This window comes from Streptosporangium sp. NPDC006930 (assembly GCF_040635605.1).
In the GTDB taxonomy this organism is placed as follows: domain Bacteria; phylum Actinomycetota; class Actinomycetes; order Streptosporangiales; family Streptosporangiaceae; genus Streptosporangium.
Genome location: NZ_JBEYID010000016.1, coordinates 120,270 through 144,851, shown reverse-complemented (window position 1 = coordinate 144,851; position 24,582 = coordinate 120,270). Strand labels below are relative to the sequence as shown.

Sequence of the window (24,582 nt, the reverse complement as noted above, 5' to 3'; positions counted from 1 at the left end):
TTGCCCTCGTTTCATTCTCTCCCGTTTTGGCCTAAACGGAAGAAGGTGAGGGCACTGAGGAGGGAAGAGGCCGGGCGCGGGTGCTGGAGTAGAGGACGCCGGAGATGATCAGGGTGGCGGCGAGGAGTTTGGTGGGGGAGATCGACTCGCCGGTGAACAGGGCGGCGGAGGACATGCCGAAGACCGGGACGAGCAGGGCGGAGGGGGCGACCACCGAGGCGTCGTAGCGCTGGAGCAGGAAGCCCCAGATGCCGAAGCCGCCGAGGGTGGAGATCAGTGAGACGTAGAGGACCGAGAGGCTGCCCTCCACGGAGAACTCCAGGTGGGGGACGCCCTCGACCAGCAGGGACAGGGCCGTCATGGGCAGGGCCGCGACCGCGCTGACCCAGACCATGAAGCGGAACGAGTTGGGTGGGGCGGCGTTCCTGACCGCGATGTTGCCCATGCCCCAGAAGAACGCCGCGCCGATGACCAGCAGGAACGCGCCGATGGGGCTGCCGGTGCCCAGGTCGGTGGCGATCAGCGCCAGACCGGCGAACGCGACCGCCATGCCGGTGATCCGCCGCCGGGTGAGCCGTTCGCCCAGGAGGGCGACCGCCAGGATCGCGGTGAAGATCGCCTGGACCTGGACGACGAGCGAGGTGAGCCCGGCGGGCATGCCCGCCCGCATGCCGGTCAGCAGCAGGGCGTACTGGCCGATGCCGAGCGTGGCGCCGGCCACGAGGACCTTTCGCCAGGGCACCCCGGGGCCGCCGACGAGCAGTACGGCGGGGAAGGCGGCGAGCAGGAAGCGCAGCGCCACGTAGAGCAGCGGGGGGAAGTGCCGGAGCCCGGCCTCCATCACCACGAAGTTGAAGCCCCACAGGGCGGTGAGGGTGATGGCGAGGAGGAGGTGCCGGGTACGCATGCAGCAATCGTCGTTTCCGACGACATTTCAGCACAAGCGAGAACTTCTTGCTTGTGTCGTTTAGAGTTGCTTACATGTTGGATCTCAACCGGCTCAAGGCCCTGCACGCGGTTTCCGTCTACGGTTCGGTGGGGGCCGCGGCCGAGGCGCTCATGGTGACTCCGTCGGCGGTCTCCCAGCAGCTGGCCAAGCTGGAGCGGGAGACGGGGGCGCCCCTGCTGGAGCGTCACGGGCGCGGGGTGCGGCTGACCGACGCGGCCGGGTTGCTCGCCGACCACGCCGAGCGCATCCTCGCGCTGGTCGAGATGGCGGAGGCCGATTTCGAGGCGCTGCGCGGCGAGGTCGTGGGGCGGCTGGGCATCGGCGCCTTCCCCACGGCGGCGAGGGGCCTGATGCCCGCCGCGCTCGCACTGTTGCGCTCACGCCACCCCGACCTGCGCCTGCAGCTCATGGAGCGCGAGCCGGAACGGCAGATCCGTGAGGTGGCGAGGGGCGAGCTCGACCTCGCGGTGATCCAGGACTGGATGAACCGTCCGATGGCGATCCCCGAGGGGTTGTCCCGGGCCACGCTCTTCGACGACATCGCCGACGTGATCCTGCCCGCGTCGCATCCGCTGGCGGGGCGTCCCGAGATCGAGCTCGCCGAGATGTCGGGGGAGCAGTGGATCAGCTCCTCACCCGGTACGGTCTGCCACGACTGGCTGGTCTACACGCTGCGCTCGGCCGAGCTGGAGCCGGACATCACCTGCATGGCGGACGAGTATCCGACCCAGATGGCCCTGGTCGCGGCGGAGCAGGGGTGCGCGATCATCCCCCGGCTGGGCCGCGACTTCGTCCCGCAGGGGGTGCGGGTCGTCCCGATCCGGTCGCGTCCGACGCGCAGGATCTACGCGCTCTGGCGCAGTGACGCCGCCCGCCGCCCGGCCATCCGCGCCGCGGTGGAGGCGCTGAAGGCCGTCTCGGTCGAATTTCGCGGGCCTGTGTCCGAGCCCGTCGAGTCGGCGACGATTCCGGTCGGTGGGTGAGCGACGCCAGGTCGATCGGGGCGTTCACCTCCGTCCTCACTGTCAGCCGAGGGCGATCGTCACCACGCCGCCGACGATGACGCAGGCCGCGAGCAGCCGCCGGGTCAGGTCGCCCTCGGCGAGCAGTCTGCCGCCGAGCACCACCGCCACGAGCACGCTGACCTCGCGTACCGGGGCCACCGCGCTGATCGGCGAGAACGTGTACGCGGTCAGCGCGAGGAGGTAGGAGAGGGGCATCAGCACCGCCGCGCCCAGCACCCGCGCCCGGTGCTTCCGCCAGACGGGCAGGATCAGGCCCCTGCGGCGGGAGCCGAGCACCGGCGAGGTGAGGACGAGGGCGCGGCCGAGGTCGCCGCCGTAGTTGAGCAGGATCGGCGCGACCGCGAAGGCGCTGACGACCTGCTTGTCCCAGACGGTGTACGCCGCGATGAACAGTCCTGTGGCGAGCCCGTACCCGATCCCGCCCAGGTCCTGGCGGCTGGGCCCGTGCGCCGCGCCGAGCAGGAAGACGCCCACCCCGACGAGCAGGATTCCCGCGACGCCGACCGCGCCCGGCCGCTCGCCCAGGAAGAGGATGGCCACCAGGCTGGCCAGCATCGGCCCGGTGCCCCGGGCGATCGGGTAGACCATGGAGAGGTCGCCGTGCCGGTAGCCGCGCTGGAGCAGCATGAAGTAGCCCAGGTGCAGCGTGGTGCTGGCGGCGATCACCGCGAGGTCGGCCCAGGAGGGGCCGGTGCCGCCGAGGAGGAGATAGCCCACCGCGACCGGGGTCCAGACGAGGGTGGACGCGGCGGCGACCATCCAGACGAAGACGACACCGTCGGCGTCCGCCGCCTGCTTGCTCATGAGGTTCCAGCAGGCGTGGGCGACGGCGGAGGAGAGGACGAGGGCGAGCGCGAGGGGGCTCACGGGGGTGACCCTATCCTGCCTCGTTCGACTCGAGTGACCCACCTGCCAGGCCATCACCCCGTGCCTCTCGGTAGGCTGGCGAACACCATGGCTGAGACCACCGTCGTTCACCTCCTGCGCCACGGTGAGGTGCACAATCCCGCGAACGTCCTGTACGGCAGGCTTCCCGACTACCACCTCTCCGACAACGGCATCCAGATGGCCGAGACGGTGGCGAAGGCGGTCGCCGGACGCGACGTCACCGCGCTGTTCTCCTCGCCGCTGGAGCGCGCCCAGGAGACGGCGGCCCCGCTCGCCGCGACCTTCCACCTGGACGTCACGATCGACGAGCGGCTCATCGAGGCCGAGAACATCTTCGAGGGCCTCTCCGTCGGTAGCTTCCGTAATCCGCGCTTCTACCGCTACCTGTGGAACCCGCTCCGCCCCTCCTGGGGGGAGCGTTACATCCACATGGTCAGCCGGATGAGGGCCGCGATCGACACCGCCCGTGACGCGGCGCGCGGCCATGAGGCGATCATGGTCAGCCACCAGCTCCCGATCTGGACGATCAGGCTCGCGGCCGAGGGCAGGCGCCTGCCGCACGACCCGCGCCGTAGACAGTGCGGCCTCGCCAGCCTCACGAGCTTCTCCTTCGAGGGGAACCGTCTGATCAGCGTCGGATACAGCGAGCCCGCGGCCGCGCTCGTCAAACGCCCCACTGTGCCGGGCGCCTGACTCCGCCGGTACAGTGATTGCTCTACCGGTTGTAGTACAGGGAGCCTCCGTCACCCATGCGCGCACAATCCTTCGCCGCCGTCGCGCTGCTGATCGCCGTGGCCGGATGCGCCGGAAACCAGGGGTCGCAGCCACAGAGCGGTGACACCCGTTTCGTGGCCGGTGACGGAAAGATCACCCTGTTCCAGGCCGCTGACCGCAAGGTCGCCCCGCAGGTGGAGGGGGAGACCCTCGACGGGGGCACCGCGAACCTCGCGGCGCACAAGGGCAAGATCGTGGTGCTCAACTTCTGGGCCTCATGGTGCGCGCCCTGCCGGGCCGAGGCGCCGGTGCTCAAGGACATCTACGCCAAGAAGAAGGCCGAGGGCGTGGAGTTCCTCGGCATCGACTTCAAGGACCGCAAGGCCGACGCCCTCGCCTTCGAACGCAGCCACGAGCCGGGTTACCCGAGCATCTTCGACCAGCCGGGCAAGGTCGCCCTCTCCTTCCAGGGGACGGTCCCGCCGGCGGCCATCCCGTCGACCCTGATCATCGACCGGCAGGGCAGGATCGCCGCCAGGGCCCTCGGCGCGGTGAAGTACAACGACCTTCTCGACGCCGTGACCAAGGTCGGCGATGAGAGATAACCGCTCGGGGTCGTCGTGAGCGCCGACCTCGTGGGCACCGTCGCCGGCGGCTCGCTGGCGCTGGCACTGCCGATCGCGGTCGCGGCCGGGCTGGTGTCGTTCATGTCGCCGTGCGTGCTGCCGCTGGTCCCCGGCTACCTGTCGTACGTGACGGGCATGAGCGCCGACCCCAGGCGGGGGCGCATGGTGGCGGGCATCGTGCTGTTCGTCCTGGGCTTCGCGGTCGTGTTCGTGGCCGGGGGAGCGCTCTTCGGCGGCCTCGGCGCGGTGCTGTTCACCAACGCGGGGATCATCACGCGGGTGCTCGGCGTCCTCACGATCGTGCTCGGCCTCGCCTTCATGGGGGTGATTCCGGGTCTGCAGCGCGATTTCCGCATCCATCGGGTCCCGGCCGCGGGGCTGGCCGGGGCGCCCCTGCTCGGCCTGGTGTTCGGCCTGGGCTGGACCCCCTGCATCGGCCCCACCCTCGGGGTCGTGCTCACCCTCGGTTTGAACGAGGGCAGCGCCGGTCGCGGCGCGATACTCGCCTTCGCGTACGCGCTCGGCCTCGGCCTGCCGTTCGTGGCGGCCGGGCTGGCGTACAGCAGGGCGTTGAGGACGTTCAAGGCGGTACGCCGGCACTCGCGGCTGATCACGAGGGCGGGCGGCGTCATGCTGGTTGTTGTTGGGGTGCTGCTCGTCACCGGGCTTTGGGGGCAGCTCGTCGCGATGACGCAGGGCTGGGTCGGCGGATTCGAGCCGGTGATCTGATGGTGTCGGTCGACCCGAAGACGGGGGAGCGAACGGTGAGCGAGGCGCGGCGGCCCGCGGGTCTCGGGGTCGTGGGGTGGGCGCGCTGGTTCTGGCGGACGCTCACCTCGATGCGGACCGCGCTGATCCTGCTGTTCCTGTTCGCCCTGGGCACCATTCCCGGCTCGATCTGGCCGCAGCGCGGGGTCTCCGACGCCATGGTCGCCCAGTACTTCGACGACAGCCCCGGGCTCGCCGAGTGGCTGGACAGGTTCTGGCTGTTCGACGTCTTCAGGGCGCCCTGGTTCGCCGCGATCTACCTTCTGCTGTTCGTGTCCCTGATCGGCTGCGTGCTTCCCCGCACCGCGACCCACCTGCGGGAGCTGCGCAGGAAGCCGCCCGCGGCGCCGCGCAACCTGGGCAGGCTGCCCCAGCACGCCTCCTTCGAGGCGGATCTCACCGTCGAGGAGGCCGCCGCGAGGCTGCGCGCCAGGCGGTTCCGGGTGACCACCGGGCCCGGCTGGGTCGCCGGGGAGAAGGGCTACCTGCGCGAGACCGGCAACCTGCTGTTCCACGTGGCCCTGCTCGGCCTGCTGGTCGCGGTCGGGATGGGGTCGCTGTACGGCTACCGGGGCAACGTGCTGGTCGTGGAGGGCGAGGGGTTCGCCAACACGGTCGCGGCCTACGACCGCTACATGCCGGGCACCCAGGTGAACGCCGAGTCGCTGGAGCCGTTCTCCTTCACCGTCGACGACTTCCAGGCGACCTACATCGCGCAGGGCGAGAAGAGGGGGCAGGCCCTCGACTACGAGGCCAGGCTCAAGGTCGAGGACGCCCCGGGCGCGGCCCCGCGCGACTACGTGCTGAAGGTGAACGAGCCGCTGGACGTCAACGGCACGCTGAGCTACCTGATCGACCACGGCTACGCGCCGACCTTCAAGATCACCGACGGTGAGGGCGAGGTCGCCTTCGACGGGCCGGTGCCCTGCCTGGTGGTCCAGCCCGCCACCTTCACCTCCGAGTGCGTGATCAAGGTCCCGGACGCGCGGCCGGAGCAGCTCGGCGTCCTCGTCGGCTTCCTGCCGACGACCGTCCCGATGGGCTCGGAGTGGGTCTCGGTCTTCCCCGGCGCCGCGAACCCCACCGCCCAGGTGTACGGCGCGTTCGCCGGTGACCTGGGGCTGAAGGACGGCCGGCCGCAGTCGGTCTACGAGCTCGACCCGGCGAGCCTGAAGAAGATGAAGCCGCTGGTCATGAAGGCCGACCCGCTGGCGCTCGGCGAGAAGCTCACACTGCCGAACGGCGCGGGCTCGATCGAGTTCACCGGCGTGCGGGAGTGGATCGCCCTGCAGATCACCCACGACCCGGGCCGGATGCCCGCGCTCGTGGCCTCGATCCTCTGTGTCGTCGGCCTCGTGCTGACCCTGACCGTCCGTCGCCGCAGGATATGGGTGCGGATCCACGGGGACCGCAAGGTCGAGGCGGGCGGCCTCACGCGCACCGAGGGCGGCGATTTCAGCGAGGAGTTCACCGAGATCGTCTCCGTTTTGAACCCAGGAGTTCCCGATTCAGGAGTGAAGGATGTCCGCTGAGGTCGACGTCGGTCTCGCCACGCTGAGCGATCAGCTCATCTTGGCGACGGTGCTGTTCTACGTCTTCGCAATGATCGCTTACGCCTTCGACCTGGCCTTCGGCCGACCGGCGAGGGCGTCGGCCCGCGTGGACCGGCCCGTCCTGGCAGGTGTCGGCGGGAGCGAGCCGGCCGACGCGGCCCCCGCCGAGGGCGGTCCCGCGGTCAAGGCGCCGCCCGCCTGGGTGGTGTGGGTGGGGCCGGTGGGTGTCGGGCTGAGCTGGCTCGGCTGGGCCGCCAACCTCGCCTCCATTCTCACCCGTGGCCTGGCCGTGGACCGGTGGCCGTGGGGCAACATGTACGAGTTCGTCGTCGCGATGTGCTTCGCGGCGGTGAGCGCGTTCCTGTTCATGCAGCTCCGCTACCCGATCCGCTTCCTCGGCGCGTTCGTCACGGTCGCGGCCGCGCTGGGGCTCGGTTTCGCCGTACGGTACCTGCACGTGCAGGCCGGTCCCGTGGTGCCCGCGCTGAACTCGTACTGGCTCGTGATCCATGTGTCGGCGGCGATCGTCGCGAGCGGGCTGTTCATCGTGGCGGGAGTCTGCGGCATCCTCTATCTGGTCAGGAAGGACACCTCGGTCCGGCTGCCGTCCCGGCAGGACCTGGAGCGGGTCGCGCACCGGGCCATCGTGATCGGCTTCCCGATCTGGACCTTCGCCGTCATCGCCGGGGCGCTCTGGGCCGACAAGGCGTGGGGCCGTTACTGGGGCTGGGACCCCAAGGAGATCTGGGCGTTCATCACCTGGATCGTCTACGCCGCCTACCTGCACGCCAGGGCCACCGCGGGCTGGAAGGGAAAGGCGGCCACGATCGTGCAGCTCATCGCCTTCGCCTGCCTGCTGTTCAACCTGGTCGGGGTGAACATTTTCATCGGAGGGCTGCACTCCTACGCCGAGATGCCCGGCTGATTCTCGACACCGAGATTTCCTCGGGTTGAATTCTTCCATTGGGATTTCCGGCCGAATTCCCACGCCGAATTTCCCGCCGATCCTCGCACCGGGGTTCGCGCGGGAATTCGGCCGACCTTAACGACCGTATCGGGCACGCACAAAGATCGATTCCGGTGCGTTCTCAGTCGTCGTCGCGCAGTCGGCGGTCGAGATCCTTGAGGAAGTCGGGGTCGTCGTCGGGGCCCTTCGGGGCCTCGGGGCGCGACGGCCTGTCCTCGACACGGAGGAAGCGGGGCGGCCTGGGGCCGGTCGGCCGACCGAGCAACAGCCAGAAGACACCCCCCGCCACCGGCATCAGCACCACGATGAGCACCCAGAGGAGCTTGGGGAGGTTCCTGGATTCCTTGTCCGGCGTGGTGATGACGTCAAACAGGCAGTAAAGCCAGAAGGCGAGTATCGCCAGACCAAGCAGGGGCATGCCCGAACTGTAAGCCATCATGAGACCTGCTGCGGTCCGGCACCACGTTACGGATGACTGGCAAGGCTCCCACCCCTTACCGTAGGAGCCGTTGCCACTTCCCCAGGGGGTGTGATGGCACATTCGGGCGACAAGGGCCGCCATCGACGGCGGTGGTGGCAGCGAGGTCCGGCCACGCGTGCGGAGAGTGCCGTGAGGGAGGCTCCGCGTGAGGTTCCCCGCGAGGCGGAGCGCAGGGTCGGGACGGTCACGGCCCCGGTGGCCGACCGCCCGCAGTACACCTGGAGAGACTTCGAGCTCGACGACGAGAGTCCCCGGGCCCAGCCCAACTCTCCCGACACCCCCGACCTGGGTGACGGCCTGCGCCACTGCGGGCGTCTGGAGCGCATCCTGCACCGCCAGTGGGACTCGCGGTGGGAGGCGCCGCCCCCCGAGGCCGTACGGGCGGTGGAGAGCCTCGCGAGGCTGCCCGACGCGTTGAAGGACAAGCTGGCCGACGGGCTCGACGGCATCTACGTCGGCGCGGGCGGCGTGCCCGACCTGGACGACATGGGATACCTGCGCGGCGCGCCGCTCCCCTCGGGCCGGGCGACGTGGGACATCTGCGCCGGGGCGTACGGCGACCGCAAGATCGTGGTGGGAGACCGGCCCTCACCCACCCCCGACGTGATGATGCACGAGGTCGGGCACGCCCTGGACGACGTGGACGCCCCCGGCGGCGGCTGGGTGTCCGACTCCCCGGAGTTCGCCGCCCTTTACGACCAGTGTGTTCCCGCGCTCGCCTCGGCGTTCCATCTCCAGTCTGCGGACCTGGGCCGCAAGGAGTTCTTCGCCGACGCCTTCGCCGCGATCGTCTCCCGGCAGCGCCCCGCGCTGGTCGACATGCTGGGCGGCGACACACGAATGGCGCTCAACGTCATGTTGTTCTTCAACCGGCGCTACGGAATCTAGGTGATCTGGGATGTACGTCGTCAGGCTCGCCGACGGGACCCTGCGCGTGCCGCAGACCCTGGTCGGCGATGACGGGCGTCTGATCGGCAACGCCTACGTGGAGGTCTCTCCGGGAGATCCCGACTACGACCGATGGCTTGCCGAGTCACTCACCGAGGAAGAGTGGGCCGAGCGACGGCGCCGATGGCTGGAGGAGAACGACGAGCTGGAGCGGGAGTTCCTGGCGTTCAAGGCCGAGCAGGAGACCTAGAGGCTCCGAGGGCCGCACAGGGCGTCGTTCGAGGCCGGGCGAGAAAGCCGGAACCGGGGAGATCGGGAGCCGGAGCGCGCCGGGCGGGTTCAAGCGAGGAAGGCTGTGGAGCGGGTGGGCCGGTGACGGGGGAGGTCACCGTCCGTGTCGTGTCGTGGCTCACACGACTCCACGGTGACCCTGCGGCTTCCGGGTAAGGCGCGCAGGATCACCGATGGTGTGACGTCCTAAGTCGTCAGACGCGCGGGGACTCGCCTGCCGGCCGTTCGGCCGTCAAGACGTCCTCTCCACGCAGAAGGGCGTGCACTTCCGACTCGCGGAAACGCCGGTGCCCTCCGGGGGTACGGATGCTGCTGATGCGGCCTGCCGCGGCCCAGCGTGTAACCGTCTTTGGGTCGACCCGGAAGAGGGCGGCAACCTCTCCGGGCGTCAGCAGACGCTCGCTGCTACTCTCCACAATCTCTCCCCCTCGCATCCCGCTTCCTGCCAGCGGGCGGACAGGTAACCAGTGTGCCGAGCGAAGCCTGATTTATCCGTGCTTTCCAACAAAGATCACGGGTTGTTATCTACTGCCTGCCCGATTGTTATATGATAGAGCCTTTTTGGGACTCTCGTGGGTGTTTCTTTACGAAACAGATCTCTTGGGAAGACTAGCAGCGCTCGCAGTCCATGCGAAGAGTTACCCGTAGGGCCACCGCGATCGCGACCGGGTGGGTGGAGTGACGTAGCCTCGACGCTGTGCATCCCGTCATCGTTTACACCGCGTCCAGGATCGGCCTGCTGGCCGTGAGCCTGGGAGTGCTCTATATCCTCGGCCTGCGTCAGCCCCTGGTTCTCCTGATCGCCGCATTCCTGGTCAGCGGTGTGGCCAGTTACGTCCTGCTCTCGAAGCAGAGAGACGCGGTGAGCGAGCGAATCACTAAGAACCGGGAGTGATCGGCAACGGGAACATGCCGACCCGGGCATGGTACTCGTGACCAAGGCGAGTTGTGTCACTACCAACCAGTAATCCGCCGGGATGCGCGAGGAATGCCTTGACCCCGATTCCGCGGTCCCGCGTGGGGTTCCATGCCAGGGCCCTGCCGGTGCGCGGATGGATCGCGCCGATTCCCGGCCGCGCCACCGCCCCCGGACCCGCGGAGTCACGTCCGTCCGGATTGTTCAGCCAGCGCTGGTGCCCGCCGACGTAGACGGCCGCCCCCGTCGCCGCCACCGAATACAGCGAGTCGCCCCCGGTGTGGTTCACCCATGTCGGCTTCACCGCGCCGCGCGCGCCGGTCTCGAAGCGGGCTGCGGTGTCGCACATCCTGTCCGGACCTCCGGGCCCGCCGGTCGTGACGACGACGAGATAGCTCCCGTCGGGGGCGAAGTCCACCCCTCGCAGATAGCCGGGGAAGTCGGCCATGCACCGGCCCCGGTAGGCGTCGGTCCGCCACGGCGCGACCGCGGCCGGGGAGGGGGCGAGGCCGGGCGACGAGCCGTCGGGTGAGGCGGCGTTCGGCGCGACGAGGCCGGGAGGGGTGACGGAGATCAGGCCGAGCTGGGCGCGCGACAGGCCGCCCAGGGTGGTGAAGTCGCCGGCGACCGCGAGCCTGCCGTGGCTGAGGGCCATCGCGTGGATCCTCGTCCTGCCGCCCCTGGGCGCGCCGGGCTCGATCGTGAAGGACGGGTCGGCCGCGCCGGTGACGGCGTCGAGCCTCGCCAGCGCCGTACGGGCGAGGGGGCCGACGTGGGTGAAGTCGCCGCCCGCGTAGAGGTGGCGTCCGAGCCTGGCCAGGCCGGTGACCGCGCCGCCGCGCACCTGGGCGCCGAAGTGGGAGACCGGTGAGCCGTCGGAGAGCCGGAGCAGGACCAGGCCCCGCGTCTGGGCCCCGCCGGTCTTCGTGAACCGCCCGCCCGCGTAGACGGTGCCGCGGACCCCCGCCGCCAGCGCCTGGACCGGCCGGTCCAGGCGCGGCGCGAATCCGGGCAGGACCCGGCCGGTGGCCAGGTCGTACGCGAAGAGGTTGGAGCGCGCCAGCACCGTCGCGCTCCCGGCCTCGCGCACCTCGCCGAACGAGCCGCCCACCACCACCGTGCCGCCCACCAGCGCGATGGCGTTCACGATCCCGTCGAGCACGTGGGGAGTGGTGTCCACCGGGTCGACCGAGACGACCCCGCCGTGCTTCGTGGTGCCGGCGACGGCGACCCCCGCGGGGAGCAGGGTGAGGGCCGCGACCAGCGCGTAAGTGGCTCTGGCAAACATTCGACAATTTTTAGCATGCCGACGGTAATGGAATGACTACTTTCCGTGGATTGTCGGGGCGGCCCTAGGGTGGGAGTCATGACGCGCGCTTCTCTGGACAAGCAGCCGCACGAGGTCGCCGCGATGTTCGATCGCACGGCCAGGCGGTACGACCTTGTCAACGACGTTATCTCCCTGGGCCAGGTCCGGCTGTGGCGCAAGGCCGCCGCCGCGGCCGTCGACGCGGGCCCCGGCGAGCTGGTCCTCGACCTGGGTGCGGGCACCGGTACGTCCACCGACGCGTTCACCACGCTGGGCGCCCGCGCCATCGCCTCCGACTTCTCGCTCGGCATGCTGAGCACCGGGGTGAGGCGCAGGGGCGGCTCCGGCATCCACGGAGGGGGCGTGCGGGGGGTCAGCTTCGTCGCGGGCGACGCGCTGCGGCTCCCCTTCGCCGACGGGGTCTTCGACGCGGTGACGATCTCCACGGCGCTGCGCAACGTGCACGACACCGGCCAGGCGCTGCGCGAGATGTACCGGGTGGCGAGGCCGGGCGCGCGGCTGGTGATCCTGGAGTTCTCGCACCCGACGCCGAAGTCGTTCGACCTCGTGTACTCGCAGTACCTGATGAAGCTGATGCCGCGCGCCGCGAAGCTCTTCGGCTCCAACGACGACTCCTACGAGTATCTGGCGGAGTCGATCAGGGCCTGGCCGGACCAGGCGGGGCTGGCGAAGATCATCCAGGGGGCGGGCTGGGAGCGCGTGGCCTGGCGTAATCTGACGATGGGGATCGTGGCCCTCCACCGTGCGTACAAGCCCTCCTGAGTTTCTCAGGCGATGGCGACACCCGCCTGACACTTTGCCCTCCGAAGGCGTTAGACTTCGGCGCGACAAGTTTGTGAAGACCTTCACAAAGGAACGAAAGGCCCCTTACCCCGAGGCCCCCACAGCGTGTAGGACAGGACAGGACAGGTCCCGTGACCGTGCCAGCCGCCACACAGCGGAAAGTCGCTGAGGCTGACGCCGACGTCATCGTCGTCGGCGCCGGGCCCGCCGGTTCGACAACCGCTTTCCATCTCGCGCAGGCGGGGCTCGACGTCCTGCTGCTCGAGAAGACCACCTTCCCGCGCGAGAAAGTCTGCGGCGACGGGCTGACCCCCCGGGCGGTGAAGCGGCTCATCGCGATGGGGATCGACATCGACGCCCCCGGCTGGGTCCGCAACAAGGGCCTGCGCGTGGTCGGCGGCGGGATGCGCTTCGAGCTCGACTGGCCCGAGCTGTCGAGTTACCCCGACTTCGGCCTGGTCCGCACCCGCCAGGACTTCGACGAGATCCTCGCCGCCAACGCGGTCAAGGCGGGCGCCCGCCTGCTGCAGGGGGTGAACGTCACCGCCCCGATCCTCGACGAGCGCAGCGGGCACATCGTCGGCGTCGTCGCGAAGCGGGACGGCGAGGAGGTCACCTACCGCTCGCGGCTGGTGGTCGCCGCCGACGGCAACTCCACCCGCGTCTCCCTCGCGATGGGGCTGCACAAGCGCGAGGACCGCCCGATGGGCGTCGCGGTGCGGACATACTTCGAGAGCCCCCGCCACGACGACGACTACCTGGAGACCTGGCTGGAGCTGTGGGACGGCGACACCCTGCTGCCCGGCTACGGCTGGATCTTCGGCGTCGGCGACGGCACCTCCAACGTGGGCCTCGGACTGCTGAACACCAGCGAGTCCTTCAAGGGCATGGACTACCGCGACCTGCTCAAGCGTTGGGTGAAGGGGATGCCCCCCGAGTGGGGCTACGTCGAGGAGAACATGACGACCCCCATCAGGGGCGCCGCGCTGCCCATGGCCTTCAACCGCCAGCCGCACTACACGCGGGGCCTGGTGCTGGTGGGCGACGCGGGCGGGATGATCAACCCGTTCAACGGCGAGGGCATCGCGTACGCGATGGAGAGCGGCCACATCGCCGCCGAGACGGTCGTCCAGGCGCTCGGCAGGGTCACCCCCGCGCAGCGGGAGCGCGTGCTGCGCGCTTACCCCCAGAGGCTGAAAGACGCATACGGTGGTTACTTCACCCTCGGCAGGGGGTTCGTGGAGCTGATCGGGCATCGCGGGGTGATGAACTTCGCCACGCGTCACGCGTTGCCGCACCCCCACCTGATGCGGTTCGCGCTCAAGCTCCTTGCTAATCTCACCGACCGGCGAGGTGACGCGTCCGACCGCATCATCAACGCCCTGTCGAAGGTGGCGCCACCGGCATGAGGTCGACAAGTGCCGAGCACCTGGAGCCGTGGGCGATGATCGCTTTGCCTAGACTTTCGAAATACACCACAACGCAGAGCTACGCGCCGGCGCGCGTGGAGATGGGAGAGGAGGCGTAGCGATGGAGTTGTACGCACCCATCCTGGTGCTCGCCGTGCTCGCGGCGGGATTTGCGATCTTCTCGGTGACGATCGCCCCCTTCACCGGTCCCAAGCGCTGGAACCGCGCGAAACTCGACGCCTACGAATGCGGCATCGAGCCGACGCCCCAGCCCGTGGGCGGAGGACGCTTCCCGCTGAAGTACATGATCACCGCGATGTTGTTCATCGTGTTCGACATCGAGATCATCTTCCTCTATCCGTGGGCGGTCGCGTTCGACAAGCTCGGGATCTTCGGGTTGGTCGAGATGCTGCTGTTCATCGTCACCGTGCTCGTGGCCTACGCGTACGTGTGGCGCCGCAAGGGTCTGGACTGGGACTAGATATGGGTCTTGAAGAGAAACTTCCGAGCGGGTTCATGCTCAGCACGGTCGAGCAGGTCGCCGGCTGGGCGCGCAAGAACTCCGTCTGGCCGGCGACGTTCGGCCTCGCATGCTGCGCCATCGAGCTGATGTCCACCGGCGGTCCCAAGCACGACCTGGCGCGCTTCGGCATGGAGCGTGCCTCGGCGTCTCCGCGCCAGGCCGACCTGATGATCGTCGCGGGACGGCTTTCGCAGAAGATGGCCCCGGTGCTGCGCCAGATCTACGACCAGATGGCCGAGCCCAAGTGGGTCATCGCGATGGGCGTCTGCGCCTCCAGCGGCGGCATGTTCAACAACTACGCGATCGTGCAGGGCGTCGACCACGTCGTCCCCGTCGACATCTACCTTCCCGGCTGCCCGCCGCGCCCCGAGATGCTCATCGACGCGATCGTCAAGCTGCACGACAAGATCCAGAACATGAAGTTCGGCGCGCACCGCGCCAAGCAGATCGACGAGCTCGAACTGCAGGCCCTGCGGACGCTGCCGCTGATCGACCAGGGGAGCGCCAAGAAATGACGAGCGAACCCACCGAGAACCTCCCCGAGGTGCCGAAGCAGCCGATCGCCCATCTGGGCATGTTCGGCGCCTCGGGCACCGGTGACACCTCTGGCTACGGCCGCCTCGTCGTGCGGCGCAAGCCCGAACTGTCCAGCGCCCGCCCGTACGGCGGCTACTTCGACACCATCGCCGACGAGCTGGAGCGCGCCCTCGGCGGCGACCTCGGCGAGGCCGTCGAGCGCGTGGTCGTCGACCGCGGCGAGCTGACCTTCCACGTCAAGCGTGAGCGCCTGCTCGACGTGATGAGGATCCTGCGCGACGACGCCGCCCTGCGCTTCGAGCTCTCGCTCGGCGTCTCCGGCGTGCACTACCCCCACCTGGAGGGCGAGGAGCTGCACGCGGTGATCCACCTGTGCTCGATCACCCACAACCGCCGCCTGCGCGTCGAGGTCTCCTGCCCCGACGACGACCGGCACATCCCCTCCACGGTCTCCGTCTACCCGACGCACGACTGGCACGAACGCGAGACCTGGGACTTCTTCGGCATCGTCTTCGACGGGCACCCGGCGCTGACCCGGATCATGATGCCCGACGACTGGGACGGTCACCCCCAGCGCAAGGACTACCCGCTCGGCGGCATCCCGGTCGAGTACCGCGGCGCCGAGATCCCCGCGCCGGACCAGAGGAGGTCCTACACATGAGCGTCCCTCACCAGGAGACGAAAGAGACCATCGACGGCCCGTACGACGCGTACGACGAGGCCACCGAGGGCAAGGTCTACACCGTCTCGGGCAACGACTGGAGCGAGCTGGTCGAGAGCCTCTCCGGCCAGCAGGACCAGCAGCTCGTCATCAACATGGGCCCCCAGCACCCGTCCACGCACGGCGTGCTCCGCCTGGTCCTGAACCTGGACGGCGAGACGGTCACCGAGGCCCGCACGGTCATCGGCTACCTGCACACCGGCATCGAGAAGAACCTCGAATACCGGACGTGGACCCAGGGCACGACGTTCGTCACCCGGATGGACTACCTGGCGCCGATCTTCAACGAGACCGCCTACTGCATGGGCGTCGAGCGGCTGCTGGGCATCACCGACCGGGTCCCCGAGCGGGCCCAGGCGATCCGCGTGATGATGATGGAGCTCACCCGGATCTCCTCGCACATGGTGGCGATCGGCACCTTCGGCATGGAGCTGGGCGCGACCACGCCGTTCCTCTTCGGGTCGCGCGAGCGCGAGATGGTGCTCGACGTGATGGAGTACATCACCGGCCTGCGGATGAACATGGCCTACGTCAGGCCGGGAGGCGTCTCCGTCGACCTGCCCGCGGGCGCCGTCGACAAGGTCGGCGAGCTGCTCAAGGTCATGCCGGGGCGCATCAGGGACATGCGCAAGATGCTGGACGCGAACCCGGTCTACCTGGCCCGCACCAAGGACGTCGCCTACCTCGACCTCACCGGCTGCATGGCGCTGGGCGTCACCGGCCCGATGCTGCGGGCCGCCGGCCTGCCGTGGGACCTGCGCAAGTCGCAGCCCTACTGCGGCTACGAGACCTACGAGTTCGACGTCCCGACCGAGAAGACCGCCGACGTCTACGGCCGCTACCTGGTACGGGTCGCCGAGATGGAGGAGTCGCTCAAGATCATTGAGCAGGCTCTCGACCGTCTCTCCGGGCCGCTCAAGAACGGCCGGGTGATGGTCGACGACAAGAAGATCGGCTGGCCCGCGCAGCTCGCGCTCGGCCCCGACGGCCTGGGCAACTCGCCCGACCACATCGCGCACATCATGAGCGGCTCCATGGAGGCGCTGATCCACCACTTCAAGCTGGTGACCGAGGGCTTCCGGGTCCCGGCGGGGCAGGCGTACGCCGCCGTCGAGTCGCCCAGGGGCGAGCTCGGCGCCCACGTGGTCAGCGACGGCGGGACCCGCCCCTACCGCGTACACTTCCGCGACCCGTCCTTCACGAACCTGCAGGCCATGCCCGTGACGTGCGAGGGCGGCATGATCGCCGACGTCATCTCGGCGGTGGCCTCGATCGACCCGGTGATGGGAGGTGTCGACCGATGAGTTCCAGCAAGGGCCAGGACGGCCGGCCGGCGCACGAGAAGCTCGACGCGAGCACGGGCACCGGCCTGACGGGCGAGAGCGCCCTCGGGACGACCACCGCCCTGGGCGGCGAGCCCTCGAACGAGGCCGCCCGCACGGGCGGCGAGGAGGTGAGCGCGACCGTGACCAAGGGGTACGCGCCGGAAGTGCGGGAGCGCCTGGAGCGCGACGCCAAGGAGATCATCGGCCGCTACCCGAAGCCGCGGTCGGCCCTGCTGCCCCTGCTGCACCTGGTGCAGTCGGAGGACGGCTACGTCTCCGACGACGGCCACGAGTTCTGCGCCGAGATACTCGGCCTGAGCAAGGCCGAGGTGGTCGGTGTCTCCACCTTCTACACGATGTACAAGCGCAGGCCGATGGGCCAGTACCACGTGGGCGTGTGCATCAACACGCTCTGCGCGGTGATGGGCGGCGACCAGATCTGGGACGAACTGTCCGAGCACACCGGCATCGGCCACGACGAGACGACCTCCGACGGCAAGGTCTCGCTGGAGCGGCTGGAGTGCAACGCCGCCTGCGACTTCGCCCCGGTGATGATGGTCAACTGGGAGTTCTTCGACAACCAGACCCCGGCGTCGGCCAAGCAGCTCGTCGACGACCTCAGGGACGGCAAGGAACTCTCCCCGACCCGGGGTCCGAAGAAGCTCTGCACGTTCAAGGAGGCCTCCCGGGTGCTCGCGGGCCTGCCCGACGGCCTGGCCGGCGACGGCCCCTCCGCGAAGGGCGCCTCCCTGGAGGGCCTGAAGATCGCGAAGGCGAACGGATGGAAGGCTCCGGAGGCGTGAGCGTGACACGGAGCGGAGCCACCACGAGCGGGCGCGCCGGTCAGACCGGCGCGTGCGGGCGTAACGAGCGTGCCGACAGGCACGGCGCGGCCTCGTCACGGAGCGACGGGCTGTCAGGCGAGGAGACGAAGTGACCACTCTCACCCCGGTTCTCACCGCGAACTGGGACCAGCCCAACTCCTTCACCCTGGAGGGCTACGGCGACTACTCGGCGGCCAAGAAGGCGCTGGGCATGGACCCCGACGCCGTCATCCAGGCCGTCAAGGACTCCGGACTGCGCGGCCGAGGCGGCGCGGGCTTCCCCACCGGCATGAAGTGGGGCTTCATCCCCCAGGGGGACGGCAAGCCGCACTATCTGGTGGTGAACGCCGACGAGTCCGAGCCGGGCACGTGCAAGGACATCCCGCTGATGATGGCGAACCCGCACGCGCTCGTCGAGGGCGTCATCATCACCGCGTACGCGATCCGGGCCAACCACGCCTTCATCTACGTGCGCGGCGAGGTGCTGCACGTCGTGCGCCGCCTGCAGGCGGCCGTGGCCGAGGCGTACGCCAAGGGCCACCTCGGCACCGACCTGTTCGGCTCCGGCTTCGACCTGGATCTGGTCGTGCACAGTGGCGCCGGCGCCTACATCTGCGGCGAGGAGACGGCGCTGCTCGACTCGCTGGAGGGCTACCGCGGCCAACCTCGGCTCAAGCCCCCCTTCCCCGCCGTGGCGGGCCTGTACGCCTCGCCGACCGTCGTCAACAACGTCGAGTCTGTCGCGAGTGTTCCCTCCATCATCGCGAACGGCGCCGACTGGTTCGCCGGGATGGGCACGGAGAAGTCCAAGGGCTTCGGCATCTTCTCGCTGAGCGGCCACGTGACCAGGCCCGGCCAGTACGAGGCCCCGCTCGGCATCACGCTGCGCGAGCTGCTGGAGATGTCCGGCGGCATCCGCGAGGGCCACCGGCTCAAGTTCTGGACCCCCGGCGGGTCGAGCACCCCGATCTTCACCGACGAGCACCTCGACGTCCCGCTGGACTTCGAGTCCGTCGGGGCGAAGGGCTCGATGCTCGGCACCCGAGCCCTGCAGATCTTCGACGAGACCACCTGCGTGGTGCGCGCGGTGCTCCGCTGGACGGAGTTCTACGCGCACGAGTCGTGCGGCAAGTGTACCCCCTGCCGGGAGGGCACCTTCTGGCTCAAGCAGGTGCTCAAGCGGCTGGAGAAGGGGCAGGGCACCGAAGAGGACCTGACCACGATCACCGACATCGCCGACAACATCCTGGGACGCTCCTTCTGCGCCCTGGGCGACGGTGCCACCAGCCCCATCCACTCGTCGGTGAAGCACTTCCGCGACGAATACCTCAAGCACTTCGAGATCGGCGGCTGCCCGTTCGATCACGCCCCGTCCACGGTGTGGGGTGCCCAGTGAGCGCGCGGATCCAGGCAACCGGCAAGCACAGCACCGTCTCGGTCACCAGGCCGACGGAGGAGACGCCATGACCGTCGAAACCACCCCGGAGCAGCAGGCGCCGGTGAACCTGGTCACCGTCACCATCGACGGCTTCCAGGTGAGCGTCCCCAAGGGCACGCTCATCATCCGGGCCGCCGAGCTGCTCGGCATCCAGATCCCCCGGTTCTGCGACCACCCGCTGCTTGAGCCGGCCGCCAACTGCCGCCAGTGCCTGGTGGACATCCCCGACGCCGGCAACGGCCGCGGCTTCCCCAAGCCGCAGCCCTCCTGCGCGATCGAGGTCGCCGAGGGCATGGTCGTCCAGACCCAGCTCACCTCCCCGGTCGCCGAGAAGGCGCAGCGCGGCGTGATGGAGCTGCTGCTCCTGAACCACCCGCTCGACTGCCCGGTCTGCGACAAGGGCGGCGAGTGCCCGTTGCAGAACCAGGCGATGTCCAACGGCCAGGGCGAGAGCCGCTTCACGGAGAAGAAGCGGATCTTCGAGAAGCCGGTCGCGCTCTCCTCGGAGGTGCTGCTCGACCGCGAGCGCTGCGTCCAGTGCGCGCGCTGCATCCGCTTCTCCGACGAGATCGCCGGCGACCCGCTCATCGACTTCTTCGAGCGCGGGGCCAAGGAGCAGGTCGCCACCGCCGACGGCCGCCCGTTCGAGTCCTACTTCTCGGGCAACACCGTGCAGATCTGCCCGGTGGGCGCGCTGACCGGTGCCGCGTACCGCTTCCAGGCCCGCCCGTTCGACCTGGTCTCCACGCCCAGCGCCTGCGAGCACTGCGCGAGCGGCTGCTCGCTGCGCACCGACCACCGGCGCGGCAAGGTCACCCGCCGCCTCGCCGGGGACGACCCCGAGGTGAACGAGGAGTGGAACTGCGACAAGGGTCGCTGGGCCTTCACCTACGCGACCCAGCCCGACCGGCTGAAGACCCCCCTCGTCCGTGACGAGGAGGGACGCCTGGTCCCCGCCTCCTGGCCCGAGGCGTTCGCCGCGGCCGCCAAGGGCCTGTCCGCGGCGCGCGGGCGCGCGGGCGTGCTGGTCGGCGGTCGCCTCACCGTCGAGGAGGCGTATGGGTACGCGAAGTTCGCCCGGATCGCCCTCGGCACGAACGACATCGACTTCCGCGCCAGGCCGCACTCCGAGGAGGAGGCGCGGTTCCTGGCGCACGCCGTCGCCGGCCGGGGCATCGAGGTCCGCTACGCCGACCTGGAAAAGGCGCCCGCGGTGCTTCTGGCGGGGTTCGAGCCCGACGAGGAGTCGCCGATCGTCTTCCTGCGCCTGCGCAAGGCGGCACGGAAGAAGGGCCTGAAGGTCTTCTCGGTCGCGCCGTTCGCCGGCCCCGGCCTGGCGAAGATGGGCGGCACCCTCATCCCGGCGGTGCCGGGCTCGGAGACCGCCGTGCTGGACGACCTGGCCACCGTGGACGCGATCGCCGCCGAGGCGATCAGGCAGCCGGGCACGATCATTCTCGCCGGTGAGCGGCTCGCCACCGTGCCGGGCGCGCTCTCGGCGCTGCTGCGGCTCGCCGACTCCACCGGCGCCCGGCTGGCCTGGATCCCGCGCCGCGCCGGCGAGCGCGGCGCGATCGAGGCCGGTGCGCTGCCGAACCTGCTGCCGATCGGCCGCCCGGTCGGCGACGAGACCGCCCGCGCCGAGGTGGCGAGGGCCTGGAACGTCGCCTCACTGCCCGAGGGTGAGGGCCGCGACACCACCGCCATGCTGGCGGCGGCGCTCGACGGCCAGATCGACGCCCTCGTCGTCGCCGGTGTCGACCCCTACGACCTGCCGGCGCCGCAGGCCGCACTGCTCGCCCTGGAGAACACCCCGTTCATCGTGAGCCTGGAGCAGCGCGCCAGTGCGGTCACCGACCGCGCCGACGTGGTGCTCCCCGTCGCCGTGGTGGCCGAGAAGTCGGGCACCTTCGTCGACTGGGAGGGACGCGGGCGCACCTTCGCCGAGGCGATCCCGGTTCCGGGGATCATGAGTGACCTGCGGGTCGTCTCCGCCATCGCCGACGCGATGGACGTGCACCTCGGCCTGCCCGACCCGGCCGCCGCCCGCCGCGAGCTCGGCTCGATCGGCGCGTGGCGCGGCTCCAGGGCAGCCGCCCCCGACGCGGCAGGCCGGACCGCGGCCGGGCCGCGGGCGGGAGAGGCCGTCCTGGCCAGCTGGCACCTGCTGCTCGACGACGGTCGCCTGCAGGCCGGAGAGCCGTACCTGGCGGGCACCGCCCGCCCGGCACACGCGCTGGTGTCGGAGTCGACCGCGGCCGAGTCCGGCCTGGTCGACGGCGGCGAGATCGTCGTCAGCACCGAGCGCGGCTCGCTGAGCCTGCCGGTGCGGATCGCGGACCTGCCCGACCGGGTGGTGTGGCTGCCCGCCAACTCCGCGGGACGCTCGGTCACCCGGGACCTGCGCGCCGTCGCCGGTGACGTCGTCAGGATCGGCGCCTCCTCGCCAGGCCCCGTGTCCTGGGAAGACGCCGCCGTCGCGCCCGCCGCGGCGAGCCCGGTCACGCCGGGCTCGGCGAGCACCGTCGCGGGCACCGGACCCGACGAGCGTGCCACCGGCACGACGGCCGGCGAGGCACGTGCCGCCGGCGAAGCCAACGAGGAGCGGTAATGAATGCCCGGACTCTTCTAGCGGCCGATCCGACCCTCGCCGACTTCGGCAAGGACCCGCTCTGGATCAGCATCATCAAGGCCGTCGTCATCTTCATCGTCCTGATGCTGGGCGTGCTGTTCGGCGTGTGGTTCGAGCGCAAGCTCATCTCCCGCATGCAGAACCGGTACGGCCCCAACCGGGCGGGCAAGTTCGGGTTGCTCCAGTCGGTGGCCGACGGTCTCAAGATGGGGCTGAAGGAAGACCTGATGCCCAGGACCGTCGACAAGGTGATCTACTTCATCGCCCCGGTCGTCCTGGCGGTCCCGGCCTTCATGGCCTTCTCCGTGATCCCGATGGGCCCGATGGTCTCGATGTTCGGGGTGCAGACGCCGCTGCAGCTCACCGACCTTCCGGTCGCGGTGCTGCTGGTGCTCGCGATGGCCTCGATCGGCGTGTACGGCATCGTGCTGGCCGGCTGGGGCTCGCGCTCCCCCTACTCGATGCTCGGCGGCCTGCGGGCCAGCGCCCAGGTGGTCTCGTACGAGATTGCGATGGGCCTGTCGTTCGTGGGGGTCTTCCTGTTCGCCGGGACCCTCTCCACCTCGGAGATCGTCGCGAAGCAGGCGTCCGGCGGGGAGCTCAACCTGTTCGGCCTGCAGCTCTCGATGCCCTCCTGGTACATGGTCCTGCTGATCCCGTCCTTCCTGATCTACATCATCACGATGCTGGGCGAGACGAACCGGGTCCCCTTCGACCTGCCCGAGGGTGAGGGCGAGCTGGTCGGCGGTTTCCAGACCGAATACTCCAACTCGTTGAAGTTCGCGGTCATCATGCTCGCCGAGTACGTCAACGTCTTCGTGGTCTCCGCGGTCTCCATCACCCTGTTCATGGGCGGCTGGCGGGCCCCGTGGCCGATCTCGATGTGGGACGGGGCCAACACCGGCTGGTGGCCGCTGCTGTGGTTCTTCCTCAAGATGGTGCTGGTCTTCTCCTTCTTCGTCTGGTGCCGCGCCTCGCTGCCGCGCGTCAGGTACGACCAGCTGATGGCCCTCGGCTGGAAGATCCTCATCCCGGTCAACCTGGCCTGGATCATGCTCGTCGCCACGGTGCGGGCCCTGCAGCTGGAGGGCACCGACCGCTCGCTCGTGCTCATCCTGGCCGCGGTCGTGATGATCGCCTGCCTCGGGATCTGGTGGCGCTTCGACAGTGTGCTGCAGAAGCGCAAGGAGGCCAAGGCCGCCCAGGTCGAGGCCGAGTTCGAGCAACTCCAAGCCGAGCCGTCCGCGGGTGGCTTCCCGGTGCCGCCGCTCGACCTGCCGCACTACCACGGTGTAGCGCGCAAGGAGGTTCCCAGTGGGAGCAACTGATTGGCTGAACCCGATAAAGGGGTTCGGCGTGACCTTCCACACGATGTTCAAGAAGGTCGAGACGGTCAACTATCCCGAGGAGCAGCGGCCCACGGCGCCGCGCTTCCACGGCCGGCACCAGCTCAACCGCTGGCCCGACGGCCTGGAGAAGTGCGTCGGCTGTGAGCTGTGCGCCTGGGCGTGTCCGGCCGACGCGATCTTCGTCGAGGGCGCGGACAACACCGACGAGGAGCGGTTCTCGCCGGGTGAGCGCTACGGGCGCACCTACCAGATCAACTATCTGCGGTGCATCCTGTGCGGCCTGTGCATCGAGGCGTGCCCGACACGGGCGCTCACGATGACCAACGAGTACGACCTCGCCGACACCAGCCGTGAGAGCCTGATCTACACCAAGGAGATGCTGCTCGCGCCGCTCGGTCCCGGCATGGAGATCCCGCCGCACCCCATGCGTCTCGGCGAGAACGAAGAGGACTACTACCGGCTGGGACGTAACAATGGGTGAGACCATCACGTTCTGGGTTCTCGCGGTCGTCTCGGTGGGGGCCGCCCTCGGGCTCGTCTTCAGCCGCAGGGCGGTCTACTCGGCGCTGATGCTGGGCGTCGTCATGCTGTCGCTCGCCGTGCTGTACGCCGTCCAGGAGGCCCCCTTCCTCGCCGCGGTGCAGATCATCGTCTACACCGGCGCGGTCATGATGCTCTTCCTGTTCGTCCTGATGCTCGTCGGCGTCGACTCCGCCGACTCACTGGTCGAGACGATCAGGGGACAGCGCCTGTGGGCGTCCGTCGCGGGCCTGAGCTTCGCGGTGCTGCTCGCCCTGGGTGTCGGCAACGCCGTCTACGCCGCGCCCGTCGGCCTCGACGCGGCCGTGCAGGCGGCGGGCGGCAACGTGCCCGGCCTGGCGGAGCTCATCTTCACCAGATACGTCTTCGCCTTCGAGGTCACCTCGGCGCTGCTGATCACCGCCGCGCTCGGCGCGATGGTGCTGGCGCACCGCGAGCGCATCCGGCCCAAGGCCACCCAGCGTGACCTGGCCCGCGCCCGCTTCGCCGGCCCGCAGCCCTCGCCGCTGCCGGGACCCGGCACCTACGCGCTGCACAACGCGATCGACATGCCGGCCCTGCTGCCCGACGGCACGGTCTCGGAGAAGTCCGTCAACCGGGTGCTCGCCCGGCAGGTCGCGGAGGGCTTTGAGCCGACCGACCCGGAGAAGGCGGCGCTCATCAAGCAGGTCCTGGAGAAGGAGGCGGCGCAGGGCCGTGACTCCGACTCGGGCGACGAGCCCGTCCATGTGAGGGACGCGGCACTCCAGCAGGAGGACGGCAAGTGACGACTCACTATCTGGTGCTCTCCGCGCTGCTGTTCGCGATCGGCGCCGTCGGTGTGCTGGTGCGGCGCAACGCGATCGTGGTGTTCATGTGCGTGGAGCTCATGCTCAACGCCTGCAACCTCGCGTTCGTCACCTTCGCCAGGCAGCATGGCAACCTGGACGGCCAGATCATCGCGTTCTTCGTGATGGTGGTGGCCGCGGCCGAGGTCGTCGTCGGCCTCGCCATCATCGTGATGATCTTCCGAACCCGCAGGTCCGCGTCGGTGGACGACGCCAACCTGCTGAAGTACTAAGAGGTGGCCGTGGAACCCGCTGAGATCATCCAGCATTCCGGGGGC

The 24,582-nt window shown here is 69.5% G+C and carries 27 protein-coding genes; 22 read left to right on the top strand and 5 right to left on the bottom strand.

Annotated features, from left to right (window positions below; translation table 11 throughout):
* Nucleotides 1-31 precede the first annotated feature (31 nt).
* Complete coding sequence (locus ABZ664_RS26410) at nt 32-907, bottom strand: EamA family transporter (protein WP_362515338.1); 876 nt, start codon at nt 905-907, stop codon at nt 32-34.
* Nucleotides 908-981: 74 nt separating this feature from the next.
* On the opposite strand from ABZ664_RS26410, the gene ABZ664_RS26405 reads away from it, so the two are divergent.
* Complete coding sequence (locus ABZ664_RS26405; RefSeq protein ID WP_362515336.1) at nt 982-1,932, top strand: LysR family transcriptional regulator; 951 nt, start codon at nt 982-984, stop codon at nt 1,930-1,932.
* Nucleotides 1,933-1,974: 42 nt separating this feature from the next.
* On the opposite strand, the gene ABZ664_RS26400 is transcribed toward ABZ664_RS26405, so the two are convergent.
* Entirely contained in the window at nt 1,975-2,841 is an 867-nt protein-coding gene (locus ABZ664_RS26400; protein WP_362515334.1) for a DMT family transporter, read from the bottom strand.
* Nucleotides 2,842-2,928: 87 nt separating this feature from the next.
* Here ABZ664_RS26400 and ABZ664_RS26395 point away from each other — a divergent pair, with 87 nt between their 5' ends.
* From ABZ664_RS26395 to ccsA, 5 genes are read left to right on the top strand one after another with little or no spacing between them, the layout of a single operon-like run.
* On the top strand, nt 2,929-3,555 hold the full coding sequence (locus ABZ664_RS26395; protein WP_362515332.1) for a histidine phosphatase family protein: 627 nt from the start codon (nt 2,929-2,931) through the stop codon (nt 3,553-3,555).
* Nucleotides 3,556-3,611: 56 nt separating this feature from the next.
* Nucleotides 3,612-4,181 carry a TlpA disulfide reductase family protein gene (locus tag ABZ664_RS26390; protein ID WP_362515330.1) on the top strand — a complete coding sequence of 190 codons (570 nt, stop codon included), beginning with the start codon at nt 3,612-3,614 and terminating at the stop codon, nt 4,179-4,181.
* A gap of 15 nt (nt 4,182-4,196) precedes the next feature.
* Nucleotides 4,197-4,931: a cytochrome c biogenesis protein CcdA gene (locus ABZ664_RS26385; protein ID WP_362515327.1), complete on the top strand. Its 735-nt coding sequence runs from the start codon at nt 4,197-4,199 to the stop codon at nt 4,929-4,931.
* Between the two features lie 35 nt (nt 4,932-4,966).
* On the top strand, nt 4,967-6,502 hold the full coding sequence (locus ABZ664_RS26380; protein ID WP_362515325.1) for a cytochrome c biogenesis protein ResB: 1,536 nt from the start codon (nt 4,967-4,969) through the stop codon (nt 6,500-6,502).
* Entirely contained in the window at nt 6,492-7,448 is a 957-nt protein-coding gene (ccsA, locus tag ABZ664_RS26375; protein ID WP_362515322.1) for a cytochrome c biogenesis protein CcsA, read from the top strand. The genes ABZ664_RS26380 and ccsA overlap by 11 nt, the downstream gene beginning before the upstream one ends.
* A 163-nt stretch (nt 7,449-7,611) precedes the next feature.
* On the opposite strand, the gene ABZ664_RS26370 is transcribed toward ccsA, so the two are convergent.
* Nucleotides 7,612-7,908: a PLD nuclease N-terminal domain-containing protein gene (locus ABZ664_RS26370; protein ID WP_362515320.1), complete on the bottom strand. Its 297-nt coding sequence runs from the start codon at nt 7,906-7,908 to the stop codon at nt 7,612-7,614.
* Between the two features lie 192 nt (nt 7,909-8,100).
* Here ABZ664_RS26370 and ABZ664_RS26365 point away from each other — a divergent pair, with 192 nt between their 5' ends.
* Both ABZ664_RS26365 and ABZ664_RS26360 read left to right on the top strand, forming a co-directional pair.
* The gene (locus tag ABZ664_RS26365) at nt 8,101-8,859 is read left to right on the top strand and encodes a hypothetical protein (RefSeq protein WP_362515318.1); all 759 of its coding nucleotides are present in this window, start codon (nt 8,101-8,103) and stop codon (nt 8,857-8,859) included.
* Nucleotides 8,860-8,869: 10 nt separating this feature from the next.
* The gene (locus ABZ664_RS26360; RefSeq protein WP_362515316.1) at nt 8,870-9,109 is read left to right on the top strand and encodes a hypothetical protein; all 240 of its coding nucleotides are present in this window, start codon (nt 8,870-8,872) and stop codon (nt 9,107-9,109) included.
* A 235-nt stretch (nt 9,110-9,344) separates the two neighbouring features.
* Here ABZ664_RS26360 and ABZ664_RS26355 read toward each other — a convergent pair whose 3' ends face one another.
* On the bottom strand, nt 9,345-9,584 hold the full coding sequence (locus ABZ664_RS26355) for a BldC family transcriptional regulator (protein ID WP_012887349.1): 240 nt from the start codon (nt 9,582-9,584) through the stop codon (nt 9,345-9,347).
* Between the two features lie 263 nt (nt 9,585-9,847).
* Here ABZ664_RS26355 and ABZ664_RS26350 point away from each other — a divergent pair, with 263 nt between their 5' ends.
* On the top strand, nt 9,848-10,045 hold the full coding sequence (locus ABZ664_RS26350) for a DUF4229 domain-containing protein (RefSeq protein WP_350942619.1): 198 nt from the start codon (nt 9,848-9,850) through the stop codon (nt 10,043-10,045).
* Here the strand turns inward: ABZ664_RS26350 and ABZ664_RS26345 are convergent.
* Nucleotides 10,029-11,354, bottom strand: coding sequence for a hypothetical protein (locus ABZ664_RS26345; RefSeq protein ID WP_362515313.1), 1,326 nt, complete (start codon nt 11,352-11,354; stop codon nt 10,029-10,031). The genes ABZ664_RS26350 and ABZ664_RS26345 overlap by 17 nt on opposite strands.
* 78 nt (nt 11,355-11,432) lie before the next feature.
* Here ABZ664_RS26345 and ABZ664_RS26340 point away from each other — a divergent pair, with 78 nt between their 5' ends.
* From ABZ664_RS26340 to nuoK, 13 genes are all read left to right on the top strand, one after another.
* A complete protein-coding gene (locus ABZ664_RS26340) occupies nt 11,433-12,158 on the top strand; it encodes a demethylmenaquinone methyltransferase (RefSeq protein WP_362515310.1) in 726 nt (241 codons plus the stop codon).
* A 152-nt stretch (nt 12,159-12,310) separates the two neighbouring features.
* Nucleotides 12,311-13,588: a geranylgeranyl reductase family protein gene (locus tag ABZ664_RS26335; protein ID WP_362515308.1), complete on the top strand. Its 1,278-nt coding sequence runs from the start codon at nt 12,311-12,313 to the stop codon at nt 13,586-13,588.
* Between the two features lie 121 nt (nt 13,589-13,709).
* Complete coding sequence (locus tag ABZ664_RS26330; RefSeq protein WP_362515305.1) at nt 13,710-14,069, top strand: NADH-quinone oxidoreductase subunit A; 360 nt, start codon at nt 13,710-13,712, stop codon at nt 14,067-14,069.
* 2 nt (nt 14,070-14,071) lie between these two features.
* Nucleotides 14,072-14,626, top strand: a complete 555-nt coding sequence (locus ABZ664_RS26325; protein WP_350942624.1) for an NADH-quinone oxidoreductase subunit B family protein — start codon at nt 14,072-14,074, stop codon at nt 14,624-14,626.
* Nucleotides 14,623-15,309 carry an NADH-quinone oxidoreductase subunit C gene (locus tag ABZ664_RS26320; RefSeq protein ID WP_362515303.1) on the top strand — a complete coding sequence of 229 codons (687 nt, stop codon included), beginning with the start codon at nt 14,623-14,625 and terminating at the stop codon, nt 15,307-15,309. Before ABZ664_RS26325 ends, ABZ664_RS26320 begins: the two co-directional genes overlap by 4 nt.
* Nucleotides 15,306-16,673 carry an NADH-quinone oxidoreductase subunit D gene (locus tag ABZ664_RS26315; protein ID WP_362515301.1) on the top strand — a complete coding sequence of 456 codons (1,368 nt, stop codon included), beginning with the start codon at nt 15,306-15,308 and terminating at the stop codon, nt 16,671-16,673. Before ABZ664_RS26320 ends, ABZ664_RS26315 begins: the two co-directional genes overlap by 4 nt.
* A 161-nt stretch (nt 16,674-16,834) precedes the next feature.
* The gene (gene nuoE, locus ABZ664_RS26310; protein WP_362515496.1) at nt 16,835-17,497 is read left to right on the top strand and encodes an NADH-quinone oxidoreductase subunit NuoE; all 663 of its coding nucleotides are present in this window, start codon (nt 16,835-16,837) and stop codon (nt 17,495-17,497) included.
* A gap of 130 nt (nt 17,498-17,627) precedes the next feature.
* A complete protein-coding gene (gene nuoF / locus ABZ664_RS26305; RefSeq protein ID WP_362515299.1) occupies nt 17,628-18,914 on the top strand; it encodes an NADH-quinone oxidoreductase subunit NuoF in 1,287 nt (428 codons plus the stop codon).
* Between the two features lie 67 nt (nt 18,915-18,981).
* Nucleotides 18,982-21,567, top strand: a complete 2,586-nt coding sequence (locus ABZ664_RS26300; RefSeq protein ID WP_362515297.1) for an NADH-quinone oxidoreductase subunit G — start codon at nt 18,982-18,984, stop codon at nt 21,565-21,567.
* The gene (gene nuoH / locus ABZ664_RS26295) at nt 21,567-22,916 is read left to right on the top strand and encodes an NADH-quinone oxidoreductase subunit NuoH (protein ID WP_362515295.1); all 1,350 of its coding nucleotides are present in this window, start codon (nt 21,567-21,569) and stop codon (nt 22,914-22,916) included. Before ABZ664_RS26300 ends, nuoH begins: the two co-directional genes overlap by 1 nt.
* Nucleotides 22,903-23,418, top strand: a complete 516-nt coding sequence (gene nuoI, locus ABZ664_RS26290) for an NADH-quinone oxidoreductase subunit NuoI (protein WP_350942633.1) — start codon at nt 22,903-22,905, stop codon at nt 23,416-23,418. The genes nuoH and nuoI overlap by 14 nt, the downstream gene beginning before the upstream one ends.
* A complete protein-coding gene (locus ABZ664_RS26285) occupies nt 23,411-24,244 on the top strand; it encodes an NADH-quinone oxidoreductase subunit J (protein WP_362515292.1) in 834 nt (277 codons plus the stop codon). Before nuoI ends, ABZ664_RS26285 begins: the two co-directional genes overlap by 8 nt.
* A complete protein-coding gene (gene nuoK / locus ABZ664_RS26280) occupies nt 24,241-24,537 on the top strand; it encodes an NADH-quinone oxidoreductase subunit NuoK (protein WP_350942636.1) in 297 nt (98 codons plus the stop codon). The genes ABZ664_RS26285 and nuoK overlap by 4 nt, the downstream gene beginning before the upstream one ends.
* Nucleotides 24,538-24,582 lie beyond the last annotated feature (45 nt).

Excerpts from the sequence above, each read along its gene's own strand:
- ABZ664_RS26360 (WP_362515316.1), top strand. The coding sequence starts at position 8,870 with ATGTACGTCGTCAGGCTCGCCGACGGGACCCTGCGCGTGCCGCAGACC.
- ABZ664_RS26370 (WP_362515320.1), bottom strand. The coding sequence starts at position 7,908 with ATGCCCCTGCTTGGTCTGGCGATACTCGCCTTCTGGCTTTACTGCCTG.
- ABZ664_RS26390 (WP_362515330.1), top strand. The coding sequence starts at position 3,612 with ATGCGCGCACAATCCTTCGCCGCCGTCGCGCTGCTGATCGCCGTGGCC.
- ABZ664_RS26340 (WP_362515310.1), top strand. The coding sequence starts at position 11,433 with ATGACGCGCGCTTCTCTGGACAAGCAGCCGCACGAGGTCGCCGCGATG.
- ABZ664_RS26330 (WP_362515305.1), top strand. The coding sequence starts at position 13,710 with ATGGAGTTGTACGCACCCATCCTGGTGCTCGCCGTGCTCGCGGCGGGA.
- ABZ664_RS26355 (WP_012887349.1), bottom strand. The coding sequence starts at position 9,584 with ATGCGAGGGGGAGAGATTGTGGAGAGTAGCAGCGAGCGTCTGCTGACG.
- ABZ664_RS26300 (WP_362515297.1), top strand. The coding sequence starts at position 18,982 with ATGACCGTCGAAACCACCCCGGAGCAGCAGGCGCCGGTGAACCTGGTC.
- ABZ664_RS26405 (WP_362515336.1), top strand. The coding sequence starts at position 982 with ATGTTGGATCTCAACCGGCTCAAGGCCCTGCACGCGGTTTCCGTCTAC.
- nuoH (WP_362515295.1), top strand. The coding sequence starts at position 21,567 with ATGAATGCCCGGACTCTTCTAGCGGCCGATCCGACCCTCGCCGACTTC.
- ABZ664_RS26315 (WP_362515301.1), top strand. The coding sequence starts at position 15,306 with ATGAGCGTCCCTCACCAGGAGACGAAAGAGACCATCGACGGCCCGTAC.
- ABZ664_RS26285 (WP_362515292.1), top strand. The coding sequence starts at position 23,411 with ATGGGTGAGACCATCACGTTCTGGGTTCTCGCGGTCGTCTCGGTGGGG.
- ABZ664_RS26320 (WP_362515303.1), top strand. The coding sequence starts at position 14,623 with ATGACGAGCGAACCCACCGAGAACCTCCCCGAGGTGCCGAAGCAGCCG.
- ABZ664_RS26395 (WP_362515332.1), top strand. The coding sequence starts at position 2,929 with ATGGCTGAGACCACCGTCGTTCACCTCCTGCGCCACGGTGAGGTGCAC.
- ABZ664_RS26345 (WP_362515313.1), bottom strand. The coding sequence starts at position 11,354 with ATGTTTGCCAGAGCCACTTACGCGCTGGTCGCGGCCCTCACCCTGCTC.
- ABZ664_RS26325 (WP_350942624.1), top strand. The coding sequence starts at position 14,072 with ATGGGTCTTGAAGAGAAACTTCCGAGCGGGTTCATGCTCAGCACGGTC.
- ccsA (WP_362515322.1), top strand. The coding sequence starts at position 6,492 with ATGTCCGCTGAGGTCGACGTCGGTCTCGCCACGCTGAGCGATCAGCTC.
- ABZ664_RS26410 (WP_362515338.1), bottom strand. The coding sequence starts at position 907 with ATGCGTACCCGGCACCTCCTCCTCGCCATCACCCTCACCGCCCTGTGG.